The sequence below is a fragment of the Micromonospora sp. DT15 genome, from assembly GCF_049841475.1.
Classification (GTDB): domain Bacteria; phylum Actinomycetota; class Actinomycetes; order Mycobacteriales; family Micromonosporaceae; genus Micromonospora.
In genome coordinates this window covers 239,256-258,491 of the sequence record NZ_JBNCKJ010000011.1, presented here as the reverse complement: position 1 = coordinate 258,491, position 19,236 = coordinate 239,256, and the positions used below count along the sequence as shown (strand labels likewise).

General features: G+C 72.5%; 17 protein-coding genes. 9 read left to right on the top strand and 8 right to left on the bottom strand.

What is annotated here, in order from left to right; translation table 11 throughout:
• Positions 1 to 83: 83 nt before the first annotated feature.
• Entirely contained in the window at positions 84 to 539 is a 456-nt protein-coding gene (locus tag ACLQ3F_RS24375; RefSeq protein WP_425851604.1) for a DoxX family protein, read from the bottom strand.
• A gap of 136 nt (positions 540 to 675) precedes the next feature.
• Between ACLQ3F_RS24375 and ACLQ3F_RS24370 the strand changes: the two genes are divergently transcribed.
• A complete protein-coding gene (locus ACLQ3F_RS24370; protein WP_425851602.1) occupies positions 676 to 1,431 on the top strand; it encodes a DUF4232 domain-containing protein in 756 nt (251 codons plus the stop codon).
• On the opposite strand, the gene ACLQ3F_RS24365 is transcribed toward ACLQ3F_RS24370, so the two are convergent.
• A complete protein-coding gene (locus tag ACLQ3F_RS24365; RefSeq protein WP_425851600.1) occupies positions 1,421 to 2,287 on the bottom strand; it encodes an ABC transporter permease in 867 nt (288 codons plus the stop codon). The two genes, ACLQ3F_RS24370 and ACLQ3F_RS24365, sit on opposite strands and share 11 nt — an antisense overlap.
• The gene (locus tag ACLQ3F_RS24360) at positions 2,287 to 5,151 is read right to left on the bottom strand and encodes an alpha/beta fold hydrolase (RefSeq protein WP_425851598.1); all 2,865 of its coding nucleotides are present in this window, start codon (positions 5,149 to 5,151) and stop codon (positions 2,287 to 2,289) included. The genes ACLQ3F_RS24365 and ACLQ3F_RS24360 overlap by 1 nt, the downstream gene beginning before the upstream one ends.
• 372 nt (positions 5,152 to 5,523) lie before the next feature.
• Here ACLQ3F_RS24360 and ACLQ3F_RS24355 point away from each other — a divergent pair, with 372 nt between their 5' ends.
• The 8 genes from ACLQ3F_RS24355 (at position 5,524) to ACLQ3F_RS24320 (ending at position 14,810) form a co-directional block, all read left to right on the top strand.
• On the top strand, positions 5,524 to 6,702 hold the full coding sequence (locus tag ACLQ3F_RS24355) for a hypothetical protein (protein WP_425851596.1): 1,179 nt from the start codon (positions 5,524 to 5,526) through the stop codon (positions 6,700 to 6,702).
• Positions 6,689 to 9,307 (top strand): nitrate- and nitrite sensing domain-containing protein, encoded by a 2,619-nt coding sequence (locus tag ACLQ3F_RS24350; protein WP_425851594.1) that lies wholly within the window; start codon positions 6,689 to 6,691, stop codon positions 9,305 to 9,307. Before ACLQ3F_RS24355 ends, ACLQ3F_RS24350 begins: the two co-directional genes overlap by 14 nt.
• Positions 9,304 to 9,777: a roadblock/LC7 domain-containing protein gene (locus ACLQ3F_RS24345; RefSeq protein WP_357257300.1), complete on the top strand. Its 474-nt coding sequence runs from the start codon at positions 9,304 to 9,306 to the stop codon at positions 9,775 to 9,777. Before ACLQ3F_RS24350 ends, ACLQ3F_RS24345 begins: the two co-directional genes overlap by 4 nt.
• Entirely contained in the window at positions 9,774 to 10,262 is a 489-nt protein-coding gene (locus ACLQ3F_RS24340; RefSeq protein ID WP_355005865.1) for a DUF742 domain-containing protein, read from the top strand. The genes ACLQ3F_RS24345 and ACLQ3F_RS24340 overlap by 4 nt, the downstream gene beginning before the upstream one ends.
• Positions 10,240 to 10,995 carry a GTP-binding protein gene (locus ACLQ3F_RS24335; protein WP_425851592.1) on the top strand — a complete coding sequence of 252 codons (756 nt, stop codon included), beginning with the start codon at positions 10,240 to 10,242 and terminating at the stop codon, positions 10,993 to 10,995. Before ACLQ3F_RS24340 ends, ACLQ3F_RS24335 begins: the two co-directional genes overlap by 23 nt.
• A 38-nt stretch (positions 10,996 to 11,033) precedes the next feature.
• Complete coding sequence (locus ACLQ3F_RS24330; RefSeq protein ID WP_425851590.1) at positions 11,034 to 11,534, top strand: hypothetical protein; 501 nt, start codon at positions 11,034 to 11,036, stop codon at positions 11,532 to 11,534.
• Between the two features lie 36 nt (positions 11,535 to 11,570).
• Positions 11,571 to 13,784 (top strand): AAA family ATPase, encoded by a 2,214-nt coding sequence (locus tag ACLQ3F_RS24325; protein WP_425851589.1) that lies wholly within the window; start codon positions 11,571 to 11,573, stop codon positions 13,782 to 13,784.
• Positions 13,785 to 13,877: 93 nt separating this feature from the next.
• Entirely contained in the window at positions 13,878 to 14,810 is a 933-nt protein-coding gene (locus ACLQ3F_RS24320; RefSeq protein ID WP_425851587.1) for a superoxide dismutase, read from the top strand.
• Positions 14,811 to 14,862: 52 nt separating this feature from the next.
• Here ACLQ3F_RS24320 and ACLQ3F_RS24315 read toward each other — a convergent pair whose 3' ends face one another.
• From ACLQ3F_RS24315 to ACLQ3F_RS24295, 5 genes are all read right to left on the bottom strand, one after another.
• Complete coding sequence (locus ACLQ3F_RS24315) at positions 14,863 to 15,372, bottom strand: GNAT family N-acetyltransferase (protein WP_425851585.1); 510 nt, start codon at positions 15,370 to 15,372, stop codon at positions 14,863 to 14,865.
• Between the two features lie 148 nt (positions 15,373 to 15,520).
• On the bottom strand, positions 15,521 to 16,408 hold the full coding sequence (locus ACLQ3F_RS24310; RefSeq protein ID WP_425851583.1) for a hypothetical protein: 888 nt from the start codon (positions 16,406 to 16,408) through the stop codon (positions 15,521 to 15,523).
• Between the two features lie 260 nt (positions 16,409 to 16,668).
• Positions 16,669 to 17,067: a DUF3263 domain-containing protein gene (locus ACLQ3F_RS24305; RefSeq protein WP_357193943.1), complete on the bottom strand. Its 399-nt coding sequence runs from the start codon at positions 17,065 to 17,067 to the stop codon at positions 16,669 to 16,671.
• Positions 17,068 to 17,178: 111 nt separating this feature from the next.
• A complete protein-coding gene (locus ACLQ3F_RS24300; protein WP_425851580.1) occupies positions 17,179 to 18,195 on the bottom strand; it encodes an ABC transporter permease subunit in 1,017 nt (338 codons plus the stop codon).
• The gene (locus tag ACLQ3F_RS24295; protein ID WP_355005877.1) at positions 18,192 to 19,202 is read right to left on the bottom strand and encodes an ABC transporter ATP-binding protein; all 1,011 of its coding nucleotides are present in this window, start codon (positions 19,200 to 19,202) and stop codon (positions 18,192 to 18,194) included. Before ACLQ3F_RS24295 ends, ACLQ3F_RS24300 begins: the two co-directional genes overlap by 4 nt.
• Positions 19,203 to 19,236 lie beyond the last annotated feature (34 nt).

Sequence of the window (19,236 nt, the reverse complement as noted above, 5' to 3'; positions counted from 1 at the left end):
CCGGGGCACATCGGCCGACAGTGACCGGGCGCGCCGCCGAAGCCGCCTCGTCGAGGCTTCGGCGGCGCGCGGTTCGGGTCTGATCAGACGGACACCCTGCCGGGCTCGGCCGCCGAAGCCGAGACCGAAGGACTGTCGGCACGACGCCGGGCGAGCAGCGTGTCGAGGGCCCAGGCACCCGGGCCGAGCGCCGCGACCAGCAGGAACGCCCAGCAGAAGAGAGCCGCCAGCTCGCCTCCGTTGTGCAGCGGCAGCAGGGCATCCGGCTGGTGCACAACGAAGTAGGCGTACGCCATCGAGCCGGAGGCGAGCAGCGCGGCGGGTCGAGCGAAGAGCCCGACCAGCACCAGTACGCCGCAGACCAACTGGATCAGGGCGGCCCACCAGCCCGGCCAGGTGCCGAACGGTACCGCCTTGCCAGTCATCGGGTTGCCGCCGAACAACCCGAACACCGAGGACAGGCCGTGCAACGTGAACAGCAGACCGATCACGATGCGGAACAGGGACAGGGTCGGCCCGCCGAGCCGAGAGACGTTCATAGCACCTCCATCGAGGAGATTGAATGGGTCTCAATGATCCTGAGGCAGGCGGGCATCGAAAGTCATAACTTCCTTGCTGGTGGGAAAATCGACGGTGAAAAGGGTGTGAAAGAGGACGCTCGCACCTCCCCGGGTGATGTCACAAACGATTCAACTCCAAAGGCGCACCAGGAGAGGCTCCTCGCCAGCTCCCGTGTCGGCGCACGGCGAGCCGGCAAGGACCGAGGCCGGGCAGCGGTGCGCCGCGCACGTGGGCGAGGATCAACGGATGATCTCCCGCGACACGGCAGCACTGCGACGCATCGCCGCGACTGTTGCAACTGTCGCAACTGTCGCGACGACTCTCGTGCTCGGCGGCTGCACTCGTGACCATGAAGGCCAGGGTGGGGACCCGAGCGGACCGCCGCCCGCCGCGTCCAGGTCGGAAGCAGGCCCGACAGCCAGCACCGAGCCGCCGGCCGGGTGCCCGGCCAGCGGTGTCCGGATCCGGTCGACCGGCGGGGACGCCGCAATGGGCCTGCGCGCCCTCGGTCTGGAACTGGTCAACTGCGGCGAGCACCCCTACCAGCTCAACGGGTACCCGGTGCTGCACGTCTTCGACGAGGAGCGCGAGCCGGTCCTGCTGCGGGTGGTCAACGGTGCCAAGGAGATCACCTCGGGCTTCGACCAACCACCCCGGCAGGTCACCCTCGCCGCCGGGGAGCGGGCCACCGCCGTAATGCTCTGGCGCAACCTGGTCACCGACTCGACGGTGGTGGCCACCAACGGCGAGTTCCTGACTGTGGCGCCCGCCGCCGGGCAGCCGGCCGAGGAGGTCGACCCGGACGGGCCGATCGACCTCGGCAACACCGGCCGGATCGGCGTCAGCGCCTGGAAGAAGGCTACGACGTGATGTCCTTGCGGGTGAAGCGCCAGAACGCCAGCCCCCAGAACAGCGTCGCGTAGCTGACCGCCGATATGCAGCCGCGCACCACGTCGTCGGTCTGCACCGGCGTCGACAGCAGGCCCAGCCAGGCGGTGCTGAAGTGGGTCGGCAGGAAGTCACGCAGCGCGCCCAGGGCGGTGATCTGGTCCAGGATGCTGGACAGGATCCAGAGCAGGACCGCACCACCCACCGCGCCCAGCGCGGCGTCAGTGATCACCGACAGCAGGAACGCCAGACCGGCCACCACCAGCAGGACGACCGCCAGGTAGCCCAGCACGGCCAGCAGGCGGAGCAACCCCTCGGTCGGTTCCAGCTCGGCGGCGACAGTGCTGCGCAGCGGCGACCAGCCGTAGCGCAGGGTGCCGGCCAGCAACGCGGTGCCGGCCAACAGCAGCAGGGCCAGCCCCGAGTACGCGAGCGCGACCACCAGCTTCACCGTCAACAACCGCGCCCGGGGCACCGGGATCGCCAACAGATACCGCAGGCTGCCCCAGCTCGCCTCACTGGCCACCGTGTCGCCGCAGAACAGCGCGACGACCACCACCAGGAGGAACGACGCCGACACGAAGATCGAGAACAGGGTGAAGTTGAGACCGCCCGAGGTGGCCAGGTCGACCAGGCTGGCGAACTCGTTGTTGCCGTTGTCGTCGTCGCCACCGGAGTTGAACTGGAACGCGATCAGGATGATCAGCGGCAGCAGCACCATGAACCCGAGCGCCAACTGGGTCCGCCGCCGGGACGCCTGCCGGCGGAACTCCGCCCCGAACGGCATGGTGGCCGACGGCCGGTAGCCACGGGCCTCACCCGCGTCAGTAACAACCATCACCGGTCACCGCTTCCCCGAGAGTTCTCGCCCACCAGGGCGAGGAACGCGTCCTCCAGGCGTCGCCGGGGCACCACCCGGTCCACCCCGATGCCGGCGCGCACCAGCTCCGCCACCACCTCGCTGCGGGCCGTGCCGTTGGTGTCGACAACCAGTTGGCCGTCGCTCTCCGGCAACACGCGGACCCCGTGCAGCCGGTCCAGCACCGCCCGCGCCGCCACCGGGTCGGTGACGTCGAAGAGCACGCTCGGCGACTCGCCCACGATCTCCTCCACCGGCCCGGACGCCACGATCCGACCCTTGTTCACCACCACCGCGTGCGTGCACGTCTGCTCCACCTCGGCCAGCAGGTGACTGGAGACCAGCACCGCGCGGCCGTCCGTGGCGTACCGCTGGAGCACCCGGCGCATCTCGGCGATCTGCGGCGGGTCGAGCCCGTCGGTCGGCTCGTCCAACACCAGCAGTTCGGGGAGACCGAGCATGGCCTGGGCGATGGCGAGCCGCTGGCGCATACCGTGGCTGTAGTTCTTGATCCGCCGGTGCACCGAGTCACCCAGCCCGGCGATCTCCAGCGCCGCGTCGAACTGCGCGTCCTCCCACGGCCGCCCGGTGGCCCGCCAGTACGCCTTCAGGTTGTCCAGGCCCGACAGGTGCGGCAGGAAGCCCGGCCCCTCCACCAGCGCCCCGATCCGGGACAGCACCGGCGACCCGGGGACCAGCCGACGACCGAAGACGTAGATCTCCCCGGCGGTCGGCTGGGTCAGCCCCATCAACACCCGCAGGGTGGTGGTCTTACCGGCACCGTTCGGCCCGAGCAGACCAACAACCTGACCCGGGTGCACCTCGAAGTCCACGTTCGACACGGCGACGAAGCCGTCCGCGTACTCCTTGCGCAGTGCGCGCACGGCAAGCGGAGTGTCCGCGTACTCCGGGTGCACCGAGCGGTCCTGGCGGCGGTGCCGGCGGCGGACCAGGGCGACGACCACGACGAGCCCGATCACGATGGCGGCGAGCAGACCCGCGAGCACCCAGCGCCAGATCGTCGCCGCGGTGGGGATCGGCTCACCGCTGACCGTCGGCAGGCTGACCGCACCGTCCGCGGCAACCGTGTAGACGGTCGGCGCGGCCGGCGTGGTGTACGCCTGGTCGGAGGTGGCCACCACCAGCCGCAGCCGGTGCCCGGCCTCCACCCGGCGGACGATCCCGGGCAGCGTCACGGTGACCGGGCGGGCGTCCTGCACCTGCTGCGGCAGGCCGGTGAGCCGGATCGGGGCGACCAGGCCGTTCGGCAGGGTGGCCGCGCCGTCCTTGTCGACGTCGTAGAGCTTGACGAAGAGCACCGCCTCGCCGGTCGGCGACGCGGCCCGCAGGGTGACGGTGGGCGCACCGGCCACGTCCACGGCCTCGGTCAGCGGTGTGGACTCGAACTGGGCGTGCTGGCCGGGCACGTCACCGGCCACGCCGTCCAGCAGCGAGGCGAGCCCGCCCGCGAACGGAATCGACGAGATGGCGGCCGGGTTGCCGTTCGGCGGGTTCGCGATCGGCTGCGCCGGGCCGGCGACCGTCACCTCCCGGCGGGCGTTGCCGGCGAGGCCCGGGTAGTCGGCGCGGCGGAAACCGGTGGCGACGAGACCCCTGTCGAGCGCGTCGAAGCCGGCGATCCGCGACCAGGTGAAGTCGTCGCCTGGCGCGTCCCCCTCGCCCTTGACGTAGTGGTCGAGCCACTGGACGGTCAGGAACTTCACCCGGTCGGAGTCCGACCGGGGCCCGCTGCCACCGTCGTGCCCGCCGGTGAACCAGGCGACCCGTACCGGGGTGCCGGCGGCGGCGATGCCCCGCGCGTTCGCGTCCGCCTCACCGAGCGGGAAGAGGGTGTCCGCCTCGCCCTGCACCAGCAGGGTGGGGGCCTTGATCCGGTCCAGCACACCGGCCGGGCTGGAGCGGCGCAGCAGGTCCACGGCGGCCTGGTCGGCGCGGCCGGTGGTGGCGATCCGGAGGTACGCGGCGCAGACGTCGGCGGCGAACCGACCGCAGGACGGGTCGGCGGCACCCGCCGGGGCGCCACCGGGACCGGTGCCGGGGCCGGCACCCGGCCCGGGGCTGGGCGGTCCGGCCGACGCCGGTGCGCCCTGTGGCTGGGCGGCGACCGCTCCGGAGAGCCCCGCCGGGCCGGAGCCCACGTTGCCGCCCCCGCCGAAGAAGAGGCCGGCCCAGCCCTTCTTGAACACGCCCTCGGTCGGCGCTCCGCCGGTGCTCTCCGGCAGGAACGCGCGGGACAGGTCGTTCCAAGTGATCATGGGCACGATCGCGTCGACCCGTCGGTCCTGGGCGGCCAACAACAACGCCAACCCACCGCCGTACGAGCCGCCGACCACACCGACCTTCGGGTCGCCGGCCGCGTCGGTGCGCACCTCCGGCCGGGCGGCCAGCCAGTCCAGCAGTCGCTCGGCGTCGCGTACCTCGTAGTCCGGGTTGTCCAGGTGGATCTCACCGCCGCTGCGGCCGAAACCCCGCGCGGTCCAGGTGAGCACCGCGTAGCCGCGTCCGGCGAACTCCTCCGCGTCGGAGCGCACCGACTCCTTCGTGCCGCCGAACCCGTGCGCCAGCAGCACCGCCGGCACCTTCCGACCGGACGAGGCGTCGTCCGGCAGATAGAGGGTGGTGTCCAGGTTCACCGGTTCGTCACCGGACGGTCCGGAGCGGACGGTGAGCATCGCGCTCTCGGTGCGTACGCCCGGTCCCTGCGGCCACACCGCCCAGGTCACTGCGGCGGCCAACAGCACGACGACCACCGCGGCAGCGATCGCCCGTCGGCGGGTGGGCAGGGCACGCCGGAACCACGCGGCCGGCGACGGCGATGTCATGCGGCACACGGTACGGCCCACAGCCTGAGCGTTGGCTGAGATCCGCCGTACGTCCGTCCGGTTGCCCCGATCGGTGCCCGATGGGGTGCGAGCGCGCACCGTCCGACGCGGCACAGTGAGTTGAGTTCGGATCCCGTGAATTCCGATCTTCCGCAGATATCCACCTCGATCCCTCCATGTCACACCCACAGCGGACACGGAGCGTGGCGGTAACGCGGACAAATGGTGACATGACTCGAAGTGACGCGAACCTGACTCCCCGAGTGAGGTCTGACCCGGCGGCGGTTCGATTAGTTTTCCGGTCCGGTGCACGGGACTTGTCGGCCAGCCCGACGCCGCGCCGATCAGCGCCCCACGCCGGAGGAGACACACATGACAGTCCCCGCGCCGCGGGCCCGTCGACGGCCGTCCACGCTGGGCCGGCTGCTGCCCCTGCTGCTCATCGGAGCGCTGCTGGCACCGCTGGGCCTGCTCGTCACGTCGAACTGGCGGCAGATCACCGACCACCGGGACCTCGCCGCCCGGGAACGGCTCGGCGTGCAGTACCTCACCGCGCTGGCGGCGGTCACCGACGCCCTCGTGGAGGCACAGTCCAACGCGGTGAACGGTCGCCCCGTCGCCGGGGAGGCGTTGAACGAGGCCGTCGAGAAGGTCGCCGCGGTGGACGCCCGTATCGGCAAGGAGCTGCTCAGCCAGGAACGCTGGGCCGGCGTGCGGGCCAAGCTGGAGGCGCTGCGCGGCCGCAGCGCCACCGACCCCGAGGCCGCCTACACCGCGTACGGCGAGGTCTCCGACCTGCTGCTGGCCCTGCACCGGAAGGTCCGGGAGAGTTCCGGGCTGGTCCGTGACCCCGAGGCCGACTCGTTCTTCCTTCAGGACAGCGCCGGCCAGGAGCTTCCCGAGGCGGTGATCGGCGCCGGTCGGCTGGCCGACCTGTCCACGCTTGTCGCCCGCCGGCCCGCCGCCGAGCAACCGCGCGGCCTGCTGGAGCTGACCGGCCTGCGGGTGTCCGCCCTGACCCCCGCCGCGGACCTCGTCGACAACCTGCGCTCGGCAGTGGACGGTTCGGAGAGCACCGACCTCGGTGCCAACGTGCTGACCCCACTGGACACCTACCAGCGTTCGGTGGAGGCGCTCGCCGGGTACAGCCTGCCCGCCAAGGACACCGGCGTGGTCGACCCGGGCCAGTTGAGTGCCGCCGCGCTCAGCTCGCACCGCTCCGCCCGCCAGCTTCAGCCGGTCATCCTCACCGAACTGGACTCCCTGCTGGCCGAGCGAATCGATCGGCTCGACCGGGACCGCTGGCTGACCGCCGGGGCGGGTGTCGTCGCCGTCCTGCTGCTGGGCTGGCTCGCCGCGTTGCTGGTCGCCGCCGGTCGCCGGGCACAACGGCGGGCCGCCCTGGCCGCGACCCACGCGGAGAGCCCCGACGCCCCGCCCCAGCGCGACCTGTGGCAACCGCCGGCCGACGAGGCGCGTGCGCTGCAACCGGTCGGCGCGACCCGTGACCCGGAGACCGCACAGTGGGGGGCGTTCGATGCTGCTCGGTAGGCTCCGGATCCGCGGCAAGCTCGCGCTGCTCGTGGTGATTCCGCTGCTCAGCATGGTCGGTCTGGCCGTGCCGGTGATGCTCGACCGGGTCGCCGCGGCACAGCGGGCCGGCGACACCGCCGAACGGGTCCGGCTCGCCAGCCGGGTCGGCAGCCTGGTCCAGGACCTCCAGCAGGAACGCATCCTCTCCGTCGGCTTCCTGCTCGGCCGGGTCGAGCGCGGTGAGCTGGTCCGTAAGTCCGCGGACGTGGACGACCGGGTGGCCGACCTGCGGGCGGCGCGGAGCGACGCGCTGACCGAGCAGGTCGACCGCGCCCTCGACGGCGTGTCCCGCCTCGTCGAGCTGCGCACCGCCGTCCTGGCCGGGGCCGCCAAGCCGATGCAGGTGATGGACGCGTTCGGCCCGGTCAACAAGGGGATCATCGAGTCGCTGCGGCTGGTGGTCGGGGTGGACACCGACACGTTGCCGGGCCGTCAGGTACTCGCCCTCGACGGGCTGCTCCGCTCCGACGAGGGCCTGGGCAGCTGCGCCACCTTGAGCCTGTTGGTCAAGGCGATCGGCACCCCGGACACCACTGCCGGGTACGTGGCGTGCATCGCCGCGCTCATGGTCGACAACTCGCGCTTCCGCAGCCTGATCACGCCCGAGCAGCTCAAGGTCGCCCAGCTCAACGACGCCGCCGTGGCCGCGCGTACCAGCCCCGACTTCCTGGTCAGGAGCGCCCGGGATCCGGCCGCCGCTGTCCGCCCCGTGCCGATTGAGGCGCTCTTCCCGGCCGTCCGCACGATGATCCGGCTCGGTCAGTTCGTCGAGAAGAAGCTGATCGCCGACGTGCTCGCCGAGGTGACGGCCGAGCAGCGGCGCGCGCTGACCGCCGCGTACCTGGTCGGTGCCGCGGCGGCGTTGATCCTGACGCTGGTGGTACTGCTCAGCGTGGCGGTGGCGCGGACGGTGGCCCGACCACTGACCCGACTCACCCGCTCGGCCGAACGGGTCGCCCGGGTCGCCGAGGCGGAACTGGTCCGGGTCACCGACGACGAGGTGGAGAGACACCAGGCGGTCCGGCTGGAGCCGGTGGACATCCGCGCCAACGACGAGATCGGCGACCTGGCGCGGGCCTTCGACCGGGTGCAGAACACCGCGGCGCAGCTGGTCGAGCGGCAGGTCGCCGGCCGCCGCAACGTGGCGCAGATGTTCGGCCACGTCGGACGGCGTACCCAGAACCTGGTGGGTCGGCAGATCGCGCTGATCGACCGGCTGGAGGAGCAGGAGGCCGACCCGGGCCGCCTGGAGCACCTGTACCGACTCGACCACATCTCCAGCCGGTTGCGGCGAAACGCCGGCAGCCTCGTGGTGCTCTCCGGCTCGGCCGGGGCCGACGCGCACACCGCGCCGGTGCCGCTGGCCGACGTGGTCCGGTTGGCGCTCGGTGAGATCGAGGACTACACCCGGGTGGAGGTGCAGGTCCCGGCGGGCGTCTCGGCCGCGCCGGCGGTGGTCGGTGACCTCGTCCTGACGCTGGCCGAGCTGATGGAAAACGCCACCGTCTTCTCCCCGCCGCACACCCGGGTGCTGGTGGCCGCCGAGACGTCCGGCCTCGGCGTACGTCTCACAGTGGTGGACCACGGCATCGGCATGAGCGAGCAACGCCTGGCTGAGGAGAACGCCCGGTTGACCCGCCGGGAACGTCTCGACCTGGCCCCGACCGAGGTGCTCGGCCTCTTCGTCGTGGGCCGGTTGGCCCGTCGGCACGGCTGGCAGGTCGCCCTGGCCGCCACCGGCGGCGGAGGCGTGACAGCACAGCTGGAGATCCCGTCGACGTCGCTGGTGCTGCGCCGCGCCGACCGCGCCGGAGCCACTGTGGCCCGCGCCGTGGTGCCGAACCGGGACCGGCGTACGACGGCGACGCCCAACCCCGAGCACGAAGCACGGCCCAGCGCGGTGGCCATCGCCGCGCCGGCCCGCTTCGACTCGGACCTGCTGAGCCGGGCCACCCTCAGCCTGGACGCCGGCCCGTCCTGGAACGCGTTCGGTCGGGGCCAACCGGAGCAGGCCGCCCCGGAACCCCCGGACCCGGAGCCGGTGAGCAAGCCGGGCGGGCCACGGGTGCGGCAGCGGGTGCCCGGCGCCACGCTGCACGTCACCGCTCCGGCGACCCGGCCGGTGGACGCCACCAGCGCGGACCCCGCCGCCGTCCGCGCGCTGGTCGAGGCCTTCCAAGCCGGTGTACGCCGCGCCGAACTGCACGTGGCACCGGGCCTCGACCGCGCGTCGACGCGGACGGCCGGCGACCCGTCGGCCGGCACCGGGGCGGCCGTGGTGGACTTGGGCCCGACCGTCGACCTGCCCAGCACCCCGGGAGGCGCCGGCCCCACGGTGCCGCGTGGTGGTGGCTCGACCGATGCCGCACCGGAGCGGCCCCTGTTGAGCCGACGGGTGCCGGGAGCGAACCTCACGGCCATCCCGGTCTGCCAGCCGCCCAGCACCGACCTCGGTGACCCGGCCGAGGTCCGCGACCTCATCAGCGAGTTCGAGGCGGGCGTCGCCCGCGCTCTCCGCGAAGTCAGCCCCGACCACCGGAACGAAGAAGGATCATCACGGTGACCAGCCCCTTCCTGCACGACAACGTCGAACAGAGTCAGCCCAGCGCCACTGGGGACCTCAGCCCGGAGGCCCGTACGTTCAACTGGTTGCTGGACTCCTTCACCTCCAGCACCGCCGGGGTCCTGGAGGCGATCGCGGTCTCCTCGGACGGCCTGCTGATGGCCATGTCGGCGATCAAGGATCGGTCCAACGCGGAGCGGTTGGCCGCCGTCGTGTCCGGGATGACCAGCCTCGCCGGTGGGGCCGCCAGTTGGTACGCCCTCGGCGGCCTGAACCGGGTGATCGTCGACATGGCCGACGGCTACCTGCTGATCAGCGCGATCAGCAGCGGTTCCGTGCTCGGGGTGGTCGCCGACCGTTCGGCGAACCTGGGCACCGTCGCGTACGAGATGACGCTCTTCGCCGGGCGGGCCGGTGGCGCCCTGACCCCGCGACTGATCGTCGAGTTGAAGAACGCCGTTCAGCAGTGACCCCCGACGTCGCCGGTGAGGATCCGGATCCGGACCCGAGAGTTCGGATCCGGCCGTACCTGCGCACGTCACCCCCGACCGGGGTGGGCGCGGCGGCGACACCGGCGCTGCCCGAGCCGGAGCCGGACGCGGACCAGCCGAGCGGTCCCCGTCCGTTCGTGCTCACCTCCGGGCGGGTCGCGGGTGCCGACCCGGCGATCGGGTTGGAGACCCAGGTGACCGCCCGCATGGACAGCGGCTGGTGGGCCGGCCCACCGGGCGCGCTGCTGGCACCGGAACTTCAGACCATCATCGCGCTCTGCGCCGAGCCGATCTCGGTGGCCGAGATCTCGGCCCGCGCCCGACTGCACTTCGGCGTGACGCGGGTCCTGGTCGGCGATCTACGCGCCGCCGGGCACCTGGACGTGCACGTGACCGACACCGACGACGCTGTCGACCCCGATCTCATCCTGCGAGTGATTGATGGACTCCGTGCGATCTCCTGAATGGCCGGTCGCCCCGCTCGGCGGGGTCGCCGCGAACAGCGCCACCGCCCGTTACGGCATGTCCCCGGGCACCGGGCCGATAGTCGGGCGGGCCGGCCCACCGCCGACCGCACCTCCTCCGTACCGGCCCCCGTCCGGGGCGGGGTCCAGCCCTTCGACAGGTAAGCCGGCCGCACCGCCGATCCCGGTCAAGATCCTGGTCGCCGGCGGGTTCGGGGTGGGCAAGACCACCACGGTGGGTGCCATCTCCGAGATCGCGCCCCTGACCACCGAGGCCGAGATGACCACCGCCGGGATCGGGGTGGACGACCCGGGTACCCGGTCCACCAAGACCACCACCACTGTGGCGATGGATTTCGGCTGCGTGACGATCGACCGCAGTCTGAAGCTCTACCTGTTCGGCACGCCGGGGCAGACCCGGTTCGGCTTCATGTGGGACGACCTGGCCCGGGGAGCGCTCGGCGCGCTGGTGGTGGTGGACAGCGCCCGGCTGGACGACTGCTTCCCGGCCATCGACTTCTTCGAGCGGGCCGGTCTGCCGTTCGTCGTCGGGGTCAATGCCTTCGACGGGCGACTGGCCCTGGAGCTCGGCGAGATCCGTTGGGCGCTGGCCATCGGTGACCATGTGCCCCTGGTGCAGTTCGATGCCCGCGACCGGCTCTCGGTGCGGGACGCACTACTGGTCGTCCTGGACCGCGCGCTGGACCGCGCCACCCGGGACAGGAGGGCCTGAGCCGACCAGCTCCGGCCGTGGCGGGAAGAGGTGATCTGATGAGGGGCGACCTGGACGAGACGCTGGCCCGGCTGGCCCGACGTGAGGAGGCGTCGCGCCGTCGGGCCGCCGACCGTGACGACACCACCGCACCGTCGGGCCCGCCCGGCCTCGGCGGCGACACCCGCCACGCCCGGTCGGGCCGGCACGCGGGGGTGGAGACGCCGAGCGAGGTGGCCGGATGGGGGCCTGTCGAGGAGGTGGCCGAGGCGGTCCGCCAGGTCGTCGGGGCCTACCCCGGGCTGGCGGTGACGGTGCAGGTGGAGCACGCCGGTCGGACGTACCCGATGCGGGTCTCCTGGGACGGCCCTGCCGTCACTGTCGGACCGGTTCCCCCGCCGAGTCCAGTGGAACCCCCGCCGGTCTGGCCGCTCTCCGGCCGGACGGTGCCCGCCTGGGCGCCCGGTCCGGACGGGTTGACGCCGGACCCGGCGGCCCGGTTGGCCGAGCTGATCCGAAGCGACCCGACACTGCTGGACGAGCTGGATCCGCGGCGCTGACCGGCGGGGCTGGCTGCCGGCGGCTACGGTCGGGCAGTGGCGCAACCCGACCTGACCTTGACGGCGAGCCTGCGGCCGGCGGCGCTGGACGCCCGACGGGGCATCGTGCGCCTGCACCCGGAGGCACTGACAGCACTGGGGCTGCGCCCCGGCGACCCGGTCCGCCTTGTCGGCCGCCGGGAGACCGCCGGGATCGCGGCGGCGGCCGGGCCGGGCGCGAGCAGCGCCCTGCTGTACGCCGACGACCTGACGTTGGGCAACCTGGGTCTGCGCGACGGGGGTCAGGTGCGGGTGAGCCCGGTGCCGTTGGTCCCGGCGAGCCGGGTCGTCCTGGCCGGGCCGGTGGGGGTCGTCGCGGCGGTCAGCCCGGAGATGCTCCGGCTCGCCCTGCTGGGCAAGGTGCTCACCGCCGGGGACGACGTGTCGCTGCTGCCGCAGGACGTGCTGCCGGACGCCTCGGTCCGCAGCCTGGTCGAGGCGGCGCGACGCAGCCTCGCCAACACCGTCGGTTTCGCCTGGACCAGCACGCTGCTCAGCGTGGTCGAGGTCGAGCCGGCGGCCGGCGCGCTGGTCACCATGGGCACAGCGGTCGCGTGGGAGCACGGTGCGACGACCCACGGCGGACCTCCCCCGGCCGGCGCCGCGTCGGCCCGGCCGGTTGCGAGCGCCGACGCCGTTGCGGCGGACGACGCGCCCGACGTGGACGAGCTGCCCGGGCTGCGGGCCCAGGCCGAGGAGCTGACCGAGCTGCTGGACCTCGGCTTCCACCACCGGGAGGTGCTGGGTCGGCTCGGCACCACCATCTCGTTGGGGGTGTTGCTCGTCGGTCCGGCGGGCTCCGGGAAGTCGGCGCTGGTCCGGGCCGTGGCCGCCCGGGTCGGTGCCCGCGTCCACCCGCTCTGGGCGCCGGAGGTGGCCGCCTTGGCCAGCCAGGCCGCCGCGGAGCGGTTGCGCGTCGCGGCATCGGCGGCCCGGGCCGAAGGGCCCGCGGTACTGCTGGTCACCGACGTCGAGGCGCTCGCGCCGGCCGACGATCCGGGTCCGGTGGCGACGGTGTTCCGGCAGGTGCTCGCGGAGAGCATCCGCGCCGGCGTGGCGGTGGTCTGCACCACCGGCCGACCGGAGGCGGTCGACCCCGCACTGCGCGCGCCCGACCTGCTGTCGCTGCGGATCAGCGTCCCGCTCCCGGATCAGGCACTGCGCCGCGAACAGCTCACCGTGCTGACCCGGCAGGTGCCGCTGGCCGACGACGTCCGGCTGGACGAGGTGGCAGCGCGTACCCCCGGCTTCGTCGCGGCGGACCTGGCCGCGCTGGTCCGGGAGGCCGGGGTACGCGCGGCGCTGCGGCAGAAGTCCGCCGAGACGCCGACGGTGTCGATGGCCGATTTCACCGCCGCCCGGGAGGTGGTCCGGCCCACCACGATGGCGGCATCCACGCTGGATCTGGCCTCGGTGACCCTGGACGACGTGGGTGGCCTGGACGAGGTCAAGCAGACGCTGACCGAATCGGTGCTGTGGCCGCTGACCTACCCGGACACCTTCGCCCGGCTCGGCGTGCAGCCGCCTCGCGGTGTGCTGCTCTACGGGCCACCGGGCTGCGGCAAGACCTACCTGGTCACCGCGCTGGCCGGGTCGGGGCGGGCCAACGTGCTGTCGGTCAAGGGGGCCGAACTGCTCTCCAAGTGGGTCGGTGAGAGCGAACGCGCGGTCCGCGAACTGTTCCGTCGGGCCCGGGAGGCGGCCCCCACGCTGATCTTCCTGGACGAGGTGGACGCGCTGGCCCCGGTACGTGGCCAGGCCACCGACGGGGGCACCACGGACCGGGTGGTCGCCGCCCTGCTCACCGAGTTGGACGGGGTGGAGACACTGCGCAACGTGGTGGTGGTCGGTGCGACGAACCGGCCGGACCTGGTCGACCCGGCGCTGCTGCGGCCGGGCCGGTTGGAGCGGCTGGTCTACGTGCCACCGCCGGACGGGCCCGCCCGCGCGGAGATCCTGCGGGCCGCGTCCCGGCAGGTGCCGCTGGCACCGGACGTCGACCTGCCGGCTCTCGGCGACGAGCTGACCGGCTTCTCCGCCGCGGACTGCGCGGCGCTGATCCGCGAGGCGGCGCTCGCCGCGATGCGGGAGTCGCTCGCCGCCGCCACGGTCACCGCCGAGCACGTGTCGACCGCGCGGGCCCGCGTACGACCATCGCTGGACCCGGTCCAGGTCAAGTGGCTCGCCGACTACGCCGCCAACCGGGAGTGATCAGGCCGGCACAACCTTTTGCAGCGTAAGGGACGTTCCTAGTACGTCACATTCCTCAGTGGATTAGTCCACTGCGACGTCAGGTGGTGTTCCGTGCGCAAGCGGCTCTCTCTTCTCCTCGTACCCCTCCTGGCGGCGGCGACCCTGGTCTCGGTCGGCGCACCGGCGGCGGCCAGTCCGGCGAAGCCGTTCCCGGCCCGGATCGCGCTGCCGAACGGGTTCACCCCGGAAGGACTGACGATCGGTCGGGGCACCACCGTGTACGTGGGCTCCGTCCTGGACGGTGCGGTGTGGCGGGGTGACTTACGCACCGGACACGGCTCCGTGCTGATCCCCGGCACACCGGGAACCGCCAAGGCGGGCATGAAACTCGACAGGCAGGGCCGGCTCTGGACGGCCGACTTCTCCGGCGGCGGGGCCAGCGTGTACGACCCGGGCACCGGTGCGCGGCTGGCCCACTACCAGTTCACCACCGACCCGAACACCCTGGTCAACGACCTGGTGATCACCAAGCGGGCGATCTGGTTCACCGACTCCGCCCGGCCGGTGCTGTACGTGGTGCCGCTGGGCCCGGGTGGTCGTCTGCCGGCCTCCGACGCGTTCCGGGTGCTGCCACTCACCGGACCGGGGGCGACGCCGGACGCGTTCAACAACGGGATCGTGGCGCTGCCGGACGGTGATCTGCTGGTCGCGCAGATGCTCACCGGTCAGCTCGTGCGCGTCGACCCGCGTACCGGCGGCAGTCGCCTGTTCGACCTGGGCGGCTACTCGGTGGACCGGGCCGACGGGCTGGTCCTGCGCGGACGCACCCTCCACGTGATCCGGAACCTGACGAACGTCGTCGCGGTGGTCCGGCTGAACGCCGGCTACACCGCCGGAGTGGTGCAGCGGGAGATCACCGGCCCGCAGCTGCGTTCGCCGGCCACCGGCGACCTGCTCGGCTCGGCGTTGTACGTGGTGAACGGCCGGTTCGACGTGGAGTCCACGCCCAGCACCGACTACGACATCGTTCGGCTGCCGGCCTGACCGAGGCGGTCGGCGGCGACCCGTTGTGGTCGTCGCCGGCCCGACGGCCAGCTCAGAGGGCTGGCGGCGTCGAATCGAGGCAGATTTCGGCGTGCACCGTGTCACCGTCTTCGCGCAGTTTCGCACCGCATTTTTCGAGTACGGCGATTGCGCCGATGTTGTCCCTGCTCGCCTCTGCCATGACAACCCGCATACCAGCCCGCGCGGCGGAGTTCAGCAGCTCCCGCAGGGCGGCCGCGCCGATCCCCTGCCCCCGCGCCGAGCGCCCGAGCCACATCCCGGTCTCCACAGTGCCGGGCTCGTCACAGCGCGTCATCCGCACCATGCCCATCACCTCGCCGCCGACGAGGATGGCGTACATCTGCGAACCGGTCGGGCCGTCCAGCCCGCCGAAGCTAGCCCGGTGGAATTCGCGGAACGCCTCGCGACGGGCGAGCGACCAGCCCGCGGGTGCCTCGACCGGGGGCATCACGTCACCCGGCTCCGCCTCCGCAGCCGCTACGGAGAGCAACGGCTCCAGGTTGCTCTCGTCCACCGGCTCCAGCCGGACCGCACCCGCCACGTGCCGCAGTCTGCCGCCCTCATCGGCTGAAGTCCACCCCATTGGCCATCCACTGGCGGTCCGGACAGCGGTACCGGCCGGTCGGGCGGCCTCGGTGTTCCACATCACGCTCTGTTGTCACCCGACCGGGTGTCACACGCCCAAACGCCTACCCGAACTCGCAGAACACCACCGAGGCGTCGTCGCTGGACTTGTGTCGGCGCAGTCGGTCGGGGTGGTCGCGCTCGGCGTTGCGCACCCGGTCGATCAACGCCCCCGGACCGTCGGCGCTCAGCAGGTCGAGCAGACCGGCCCAGTCGGTCAGCGCGAACTGCTCCACCGCACTGGACGCGCCATCACTGAGCAGCGCCGCCCGCTGTAGCGCCCCGGGACCGTGCCGGGGCGCGGTCCCGGTGACAGCGTGGAAGGCAGCGTCCGGGTCGGAGGCCGCCACCCAGTAGCCGTGGGTGCGGTTCATCCGCTCCCGCTGGACGCTCACGGCGTGCCGGAACCGGGTGACCGGGTCCGCCGCACCGCCCGGCACCACGGCCACTGTCTCCCGCAGCTCCGCCATCGCCGCGTCCAACCTGTTGTCGGTGACCACGCTGACCTGCCCGCCGACGTCGAGGACCAGCGGGCTGTCGCAGAGCACCAGGTAGTCCGCCTGGTCGCCACAGTCCCGCAGGAGGCAGACCGTGCTGGACGGGGTGCCCGGGTGGTCGAGGTCGCACTGCCCGCCGTGGTCGGCGCGTACGGCGAGGATGGCCGCCGCCAGGTTGCTCGTCAGCCGGGCCGCCGGGCGCACCGCCTCGGCGACGCCGATCCGGGCCGCCAGGTGCCGGACGTACCACTCGGGCCCGTGCACGCAGCCGGTCTCGAAGCCGTCCGGCACCGTCGCGCCGTCCAGGACACCGACCAGCGGGCCGAACCGGAAGACCAGGTCCTCGTTGACCGGGCGGCCCGGGGCCGGAGCGGACGCGGAACGTACCCGCATCACCGGCGCCGGCCCCGGCACACCGGTCGGGTCAACGCTGTCGAAGGTCGTCGACGGCCGCATGCGTCTCCCCCTGCTGTCCCGTGCCGCTCTGGATCGTTGCCGTCATACCCCGCTCCCTTCCTGGGCCCGAGGTCGCGTGCGACCCCGGAACTCCTCCCGCGTACCCGCCGGGCCACCCGCCATGCGACCGCAACAGGCCCGCCCGGCCCGCCGACCACCGCCGCGATCTTGCACTTTCTGTCCCGACAAAGCCCCCAGAGGCCGCGAATCAACGACAGGAAGTGCAAGATCGCCGGGCAGGGGGGTGAGGGTGAGGGGGGTTAGCGGCGGCGGTTGCGGGCTCGGGAGGAGCGCAGGCGGCGGAGGCGGCTGATCAGCACCGGGTCGGCAGCGAGGGCTGCCGGATTGTCCAGCAGGCCGTTGAGCAGCTGGTAGTACCGGGTCGACGAGATTCCGAAGGTGTCCCGGACGGCCTGCTCCTTGGCACCGGCGTGCCGCCACCACTGCTGCTCGAAGGCGAGGATGGCCCGCTCCCGCTCGGTCAGCCCCGCCGCCGGATCGGCGGGCTGCGCCGCGTCGGCGGCGGGGGGCGCGTCGGCGGTCTCGATGGACGGCGCCGGTCGGGGGTTCGGGACTGTCGGCCCGGCAGCACCCGCAGGCTCACCCGGACGAGCGTCGGTGGACGGCTCGGGGGCGGCCGGGGAGGTGTCGGCGGACATGTCGTTCAGCCTAGTCAGCGGCGACCAGGGACGCAGCAGGCGGCGCGGCCGGTCCGTACCGCCGGGGAACCCCGACGGCCGGGCCGGCCGCGCCGCGTCACTTCGGTCCGGTCAGGTGATGTCGCGGCGGCGCATCGTCCAGAGCGCCGCCCCGAGGATCACCACCACCGAGACCGAGAGCAGAATCGAGGACTGCTGCCAGGTGATGTCCATGGTGGCCGGATTGCACTCCCCGTAGTAGGTCGCGTTGCAGGAGTTCCAGTCCTGCAACGTGACCGTCTTCGTCATCCAGGCCAGGATGTACGTGGGCAGCAGCCAGGCCTCGGCGAACCGCACGCCCGCCATTCCCAGCAGGATGCCCAGACCGAACTGGCCGACGACCATCACCGCCACCACTCCACCGAGGGCCATCGCGGTGTGCCGCCCCAACGAGGCGAGGGCGAACCCGATGGTGGTGAGCACCAGCACCAGCGCCACTCCGCGCAGACCGGTCAGCAGGAACGACTGCCAGACCCCGGAGGTCATCTTCTCGGTGCTGCCCCGGAACGTGGCGACCGCCCAGAACCCGGCGAACCACAGCACCGCGGCCGGGAGCGTCACCGCCAGGATGCCGGTGAGCAGCGCAGCCAGCTTGGTGAGCAGTACGGTGAGCCGCTTCGGCCGCCAGAGCAGCAGGTTCATCATGCCGCCGGTGCTCCACTCGGCCCCGACGAAGGACGCGCCGATGACGAACCCGACCAGGGCGAGGATCGCCGCGAACGGGATCAACGTCTCGTCGAACGTCTTCTTGAAGTCGAACGTCGAGGGCAGGAACCAGTCGGCCTGGATCTGGTCCCGGGACGGGGCGGTGATCACCGAGCAGTCGTCCGGGAAGGGGCGGTCGCTCGACGTACCGGCCGTCTTGGCCTTCTCGCACTCCGCGCGCTCCTGCTCGCTCCAGCGCACCTGCTCCTGGTACTGCTGGTCGGCCTGACGTTCGGCCCGGGCGAGCTGAGCGGCGTCGATCTTCTGGTTGGTGAAGAACACCCCGACCACCACCGCGACCAGCACCAGCAGGCCGAGTAGCGTCGAGTAGCGGGTGAAGCGCCGCTTGGTGAGCCGGCGCAGCTCCGTACGAAAGAGGCTCACGCGCCCCACCCTCCCCCGGCGGGACCGGGCTGACCCGTCCCGCCAACCTTCGTGGACTCGTCGACCTGCCGGTGCTGACCGGGTACCGGCGCGGTGGCGGTCAGTTCGAGGAAGACGCTCTCCAGATCGACGGCGATCGGCGCCAACTCGCTGACGTAGAGGTTCTTCTCGGCGAGCAGCCGCGTCACCGCAGCCGGCTTGTCGACGCCGGTCAGCATCAGGTGGTCCGGGTGACCGGTGACCCGGATTCCCGCCTGGGTCAGCGCCTCGGTGGCCACCGGCAGGTCGCTGACCGCCTCCAGCCGGATCCGGACCGCACCGGACGAGTGCTGCGCGAGCACCTCGTCGACGGGACCGAACGCGACCCGCCGGCCCAGCGAGATGATGGTGACCGAGTCGCAGATCAGCTGGATCTCACCGAGGATGTGGCTGGACAGCACCACTGTCATTCCGGACTCGGCGAGGGTGCGCATCAGCGTGCGCATCTCCCGGATGCCGCCCGGGTCGAGGCCGTTGGCCGGCTCGTCGAGGATGAGCAGCTTCGGGTTCTTCAGCAGGGCCGAGGCCACGGCGAGCCGCTGCTTCATGCCCAACGAGTACGTCTTGACCCGCTCGCCGGCCCGGTCGCGCAGCCCGACGAGTTCCAGGACCTCGTCGACGCGGACGGCCGGCACCTCGCCCGCACCGGCGAGCAGGGACAGCGTGTCCCGGGCCGTGAAGTGCGGGAAGAACTGCGGGCTCTCCACTATCGCGCCGACCTGGCCGGCGACCGCGGGCAGCGCGTCGGGAACCTCGTGCCCGAGCAGCGCCATCCGGCCGCCGTCGGGTCGGATCAGGCCGAGCAGGGTACGCAGCGTGGTGGTCTTGCCGGACCCGTTGGGACCCAGGAAGCCGTGCACCTGCCCCGCGTCGACCCGCATGTCGAAGCCGTCGAGCGCGTTGCGGGTGCCGCGTCGACGACTCTTGTACGTCTTACGTAGACCTTCGATCTCCAGGACAGCTGGCAAGCTGCACCTCCCCCGATGGGTGGGCGTGACAGCC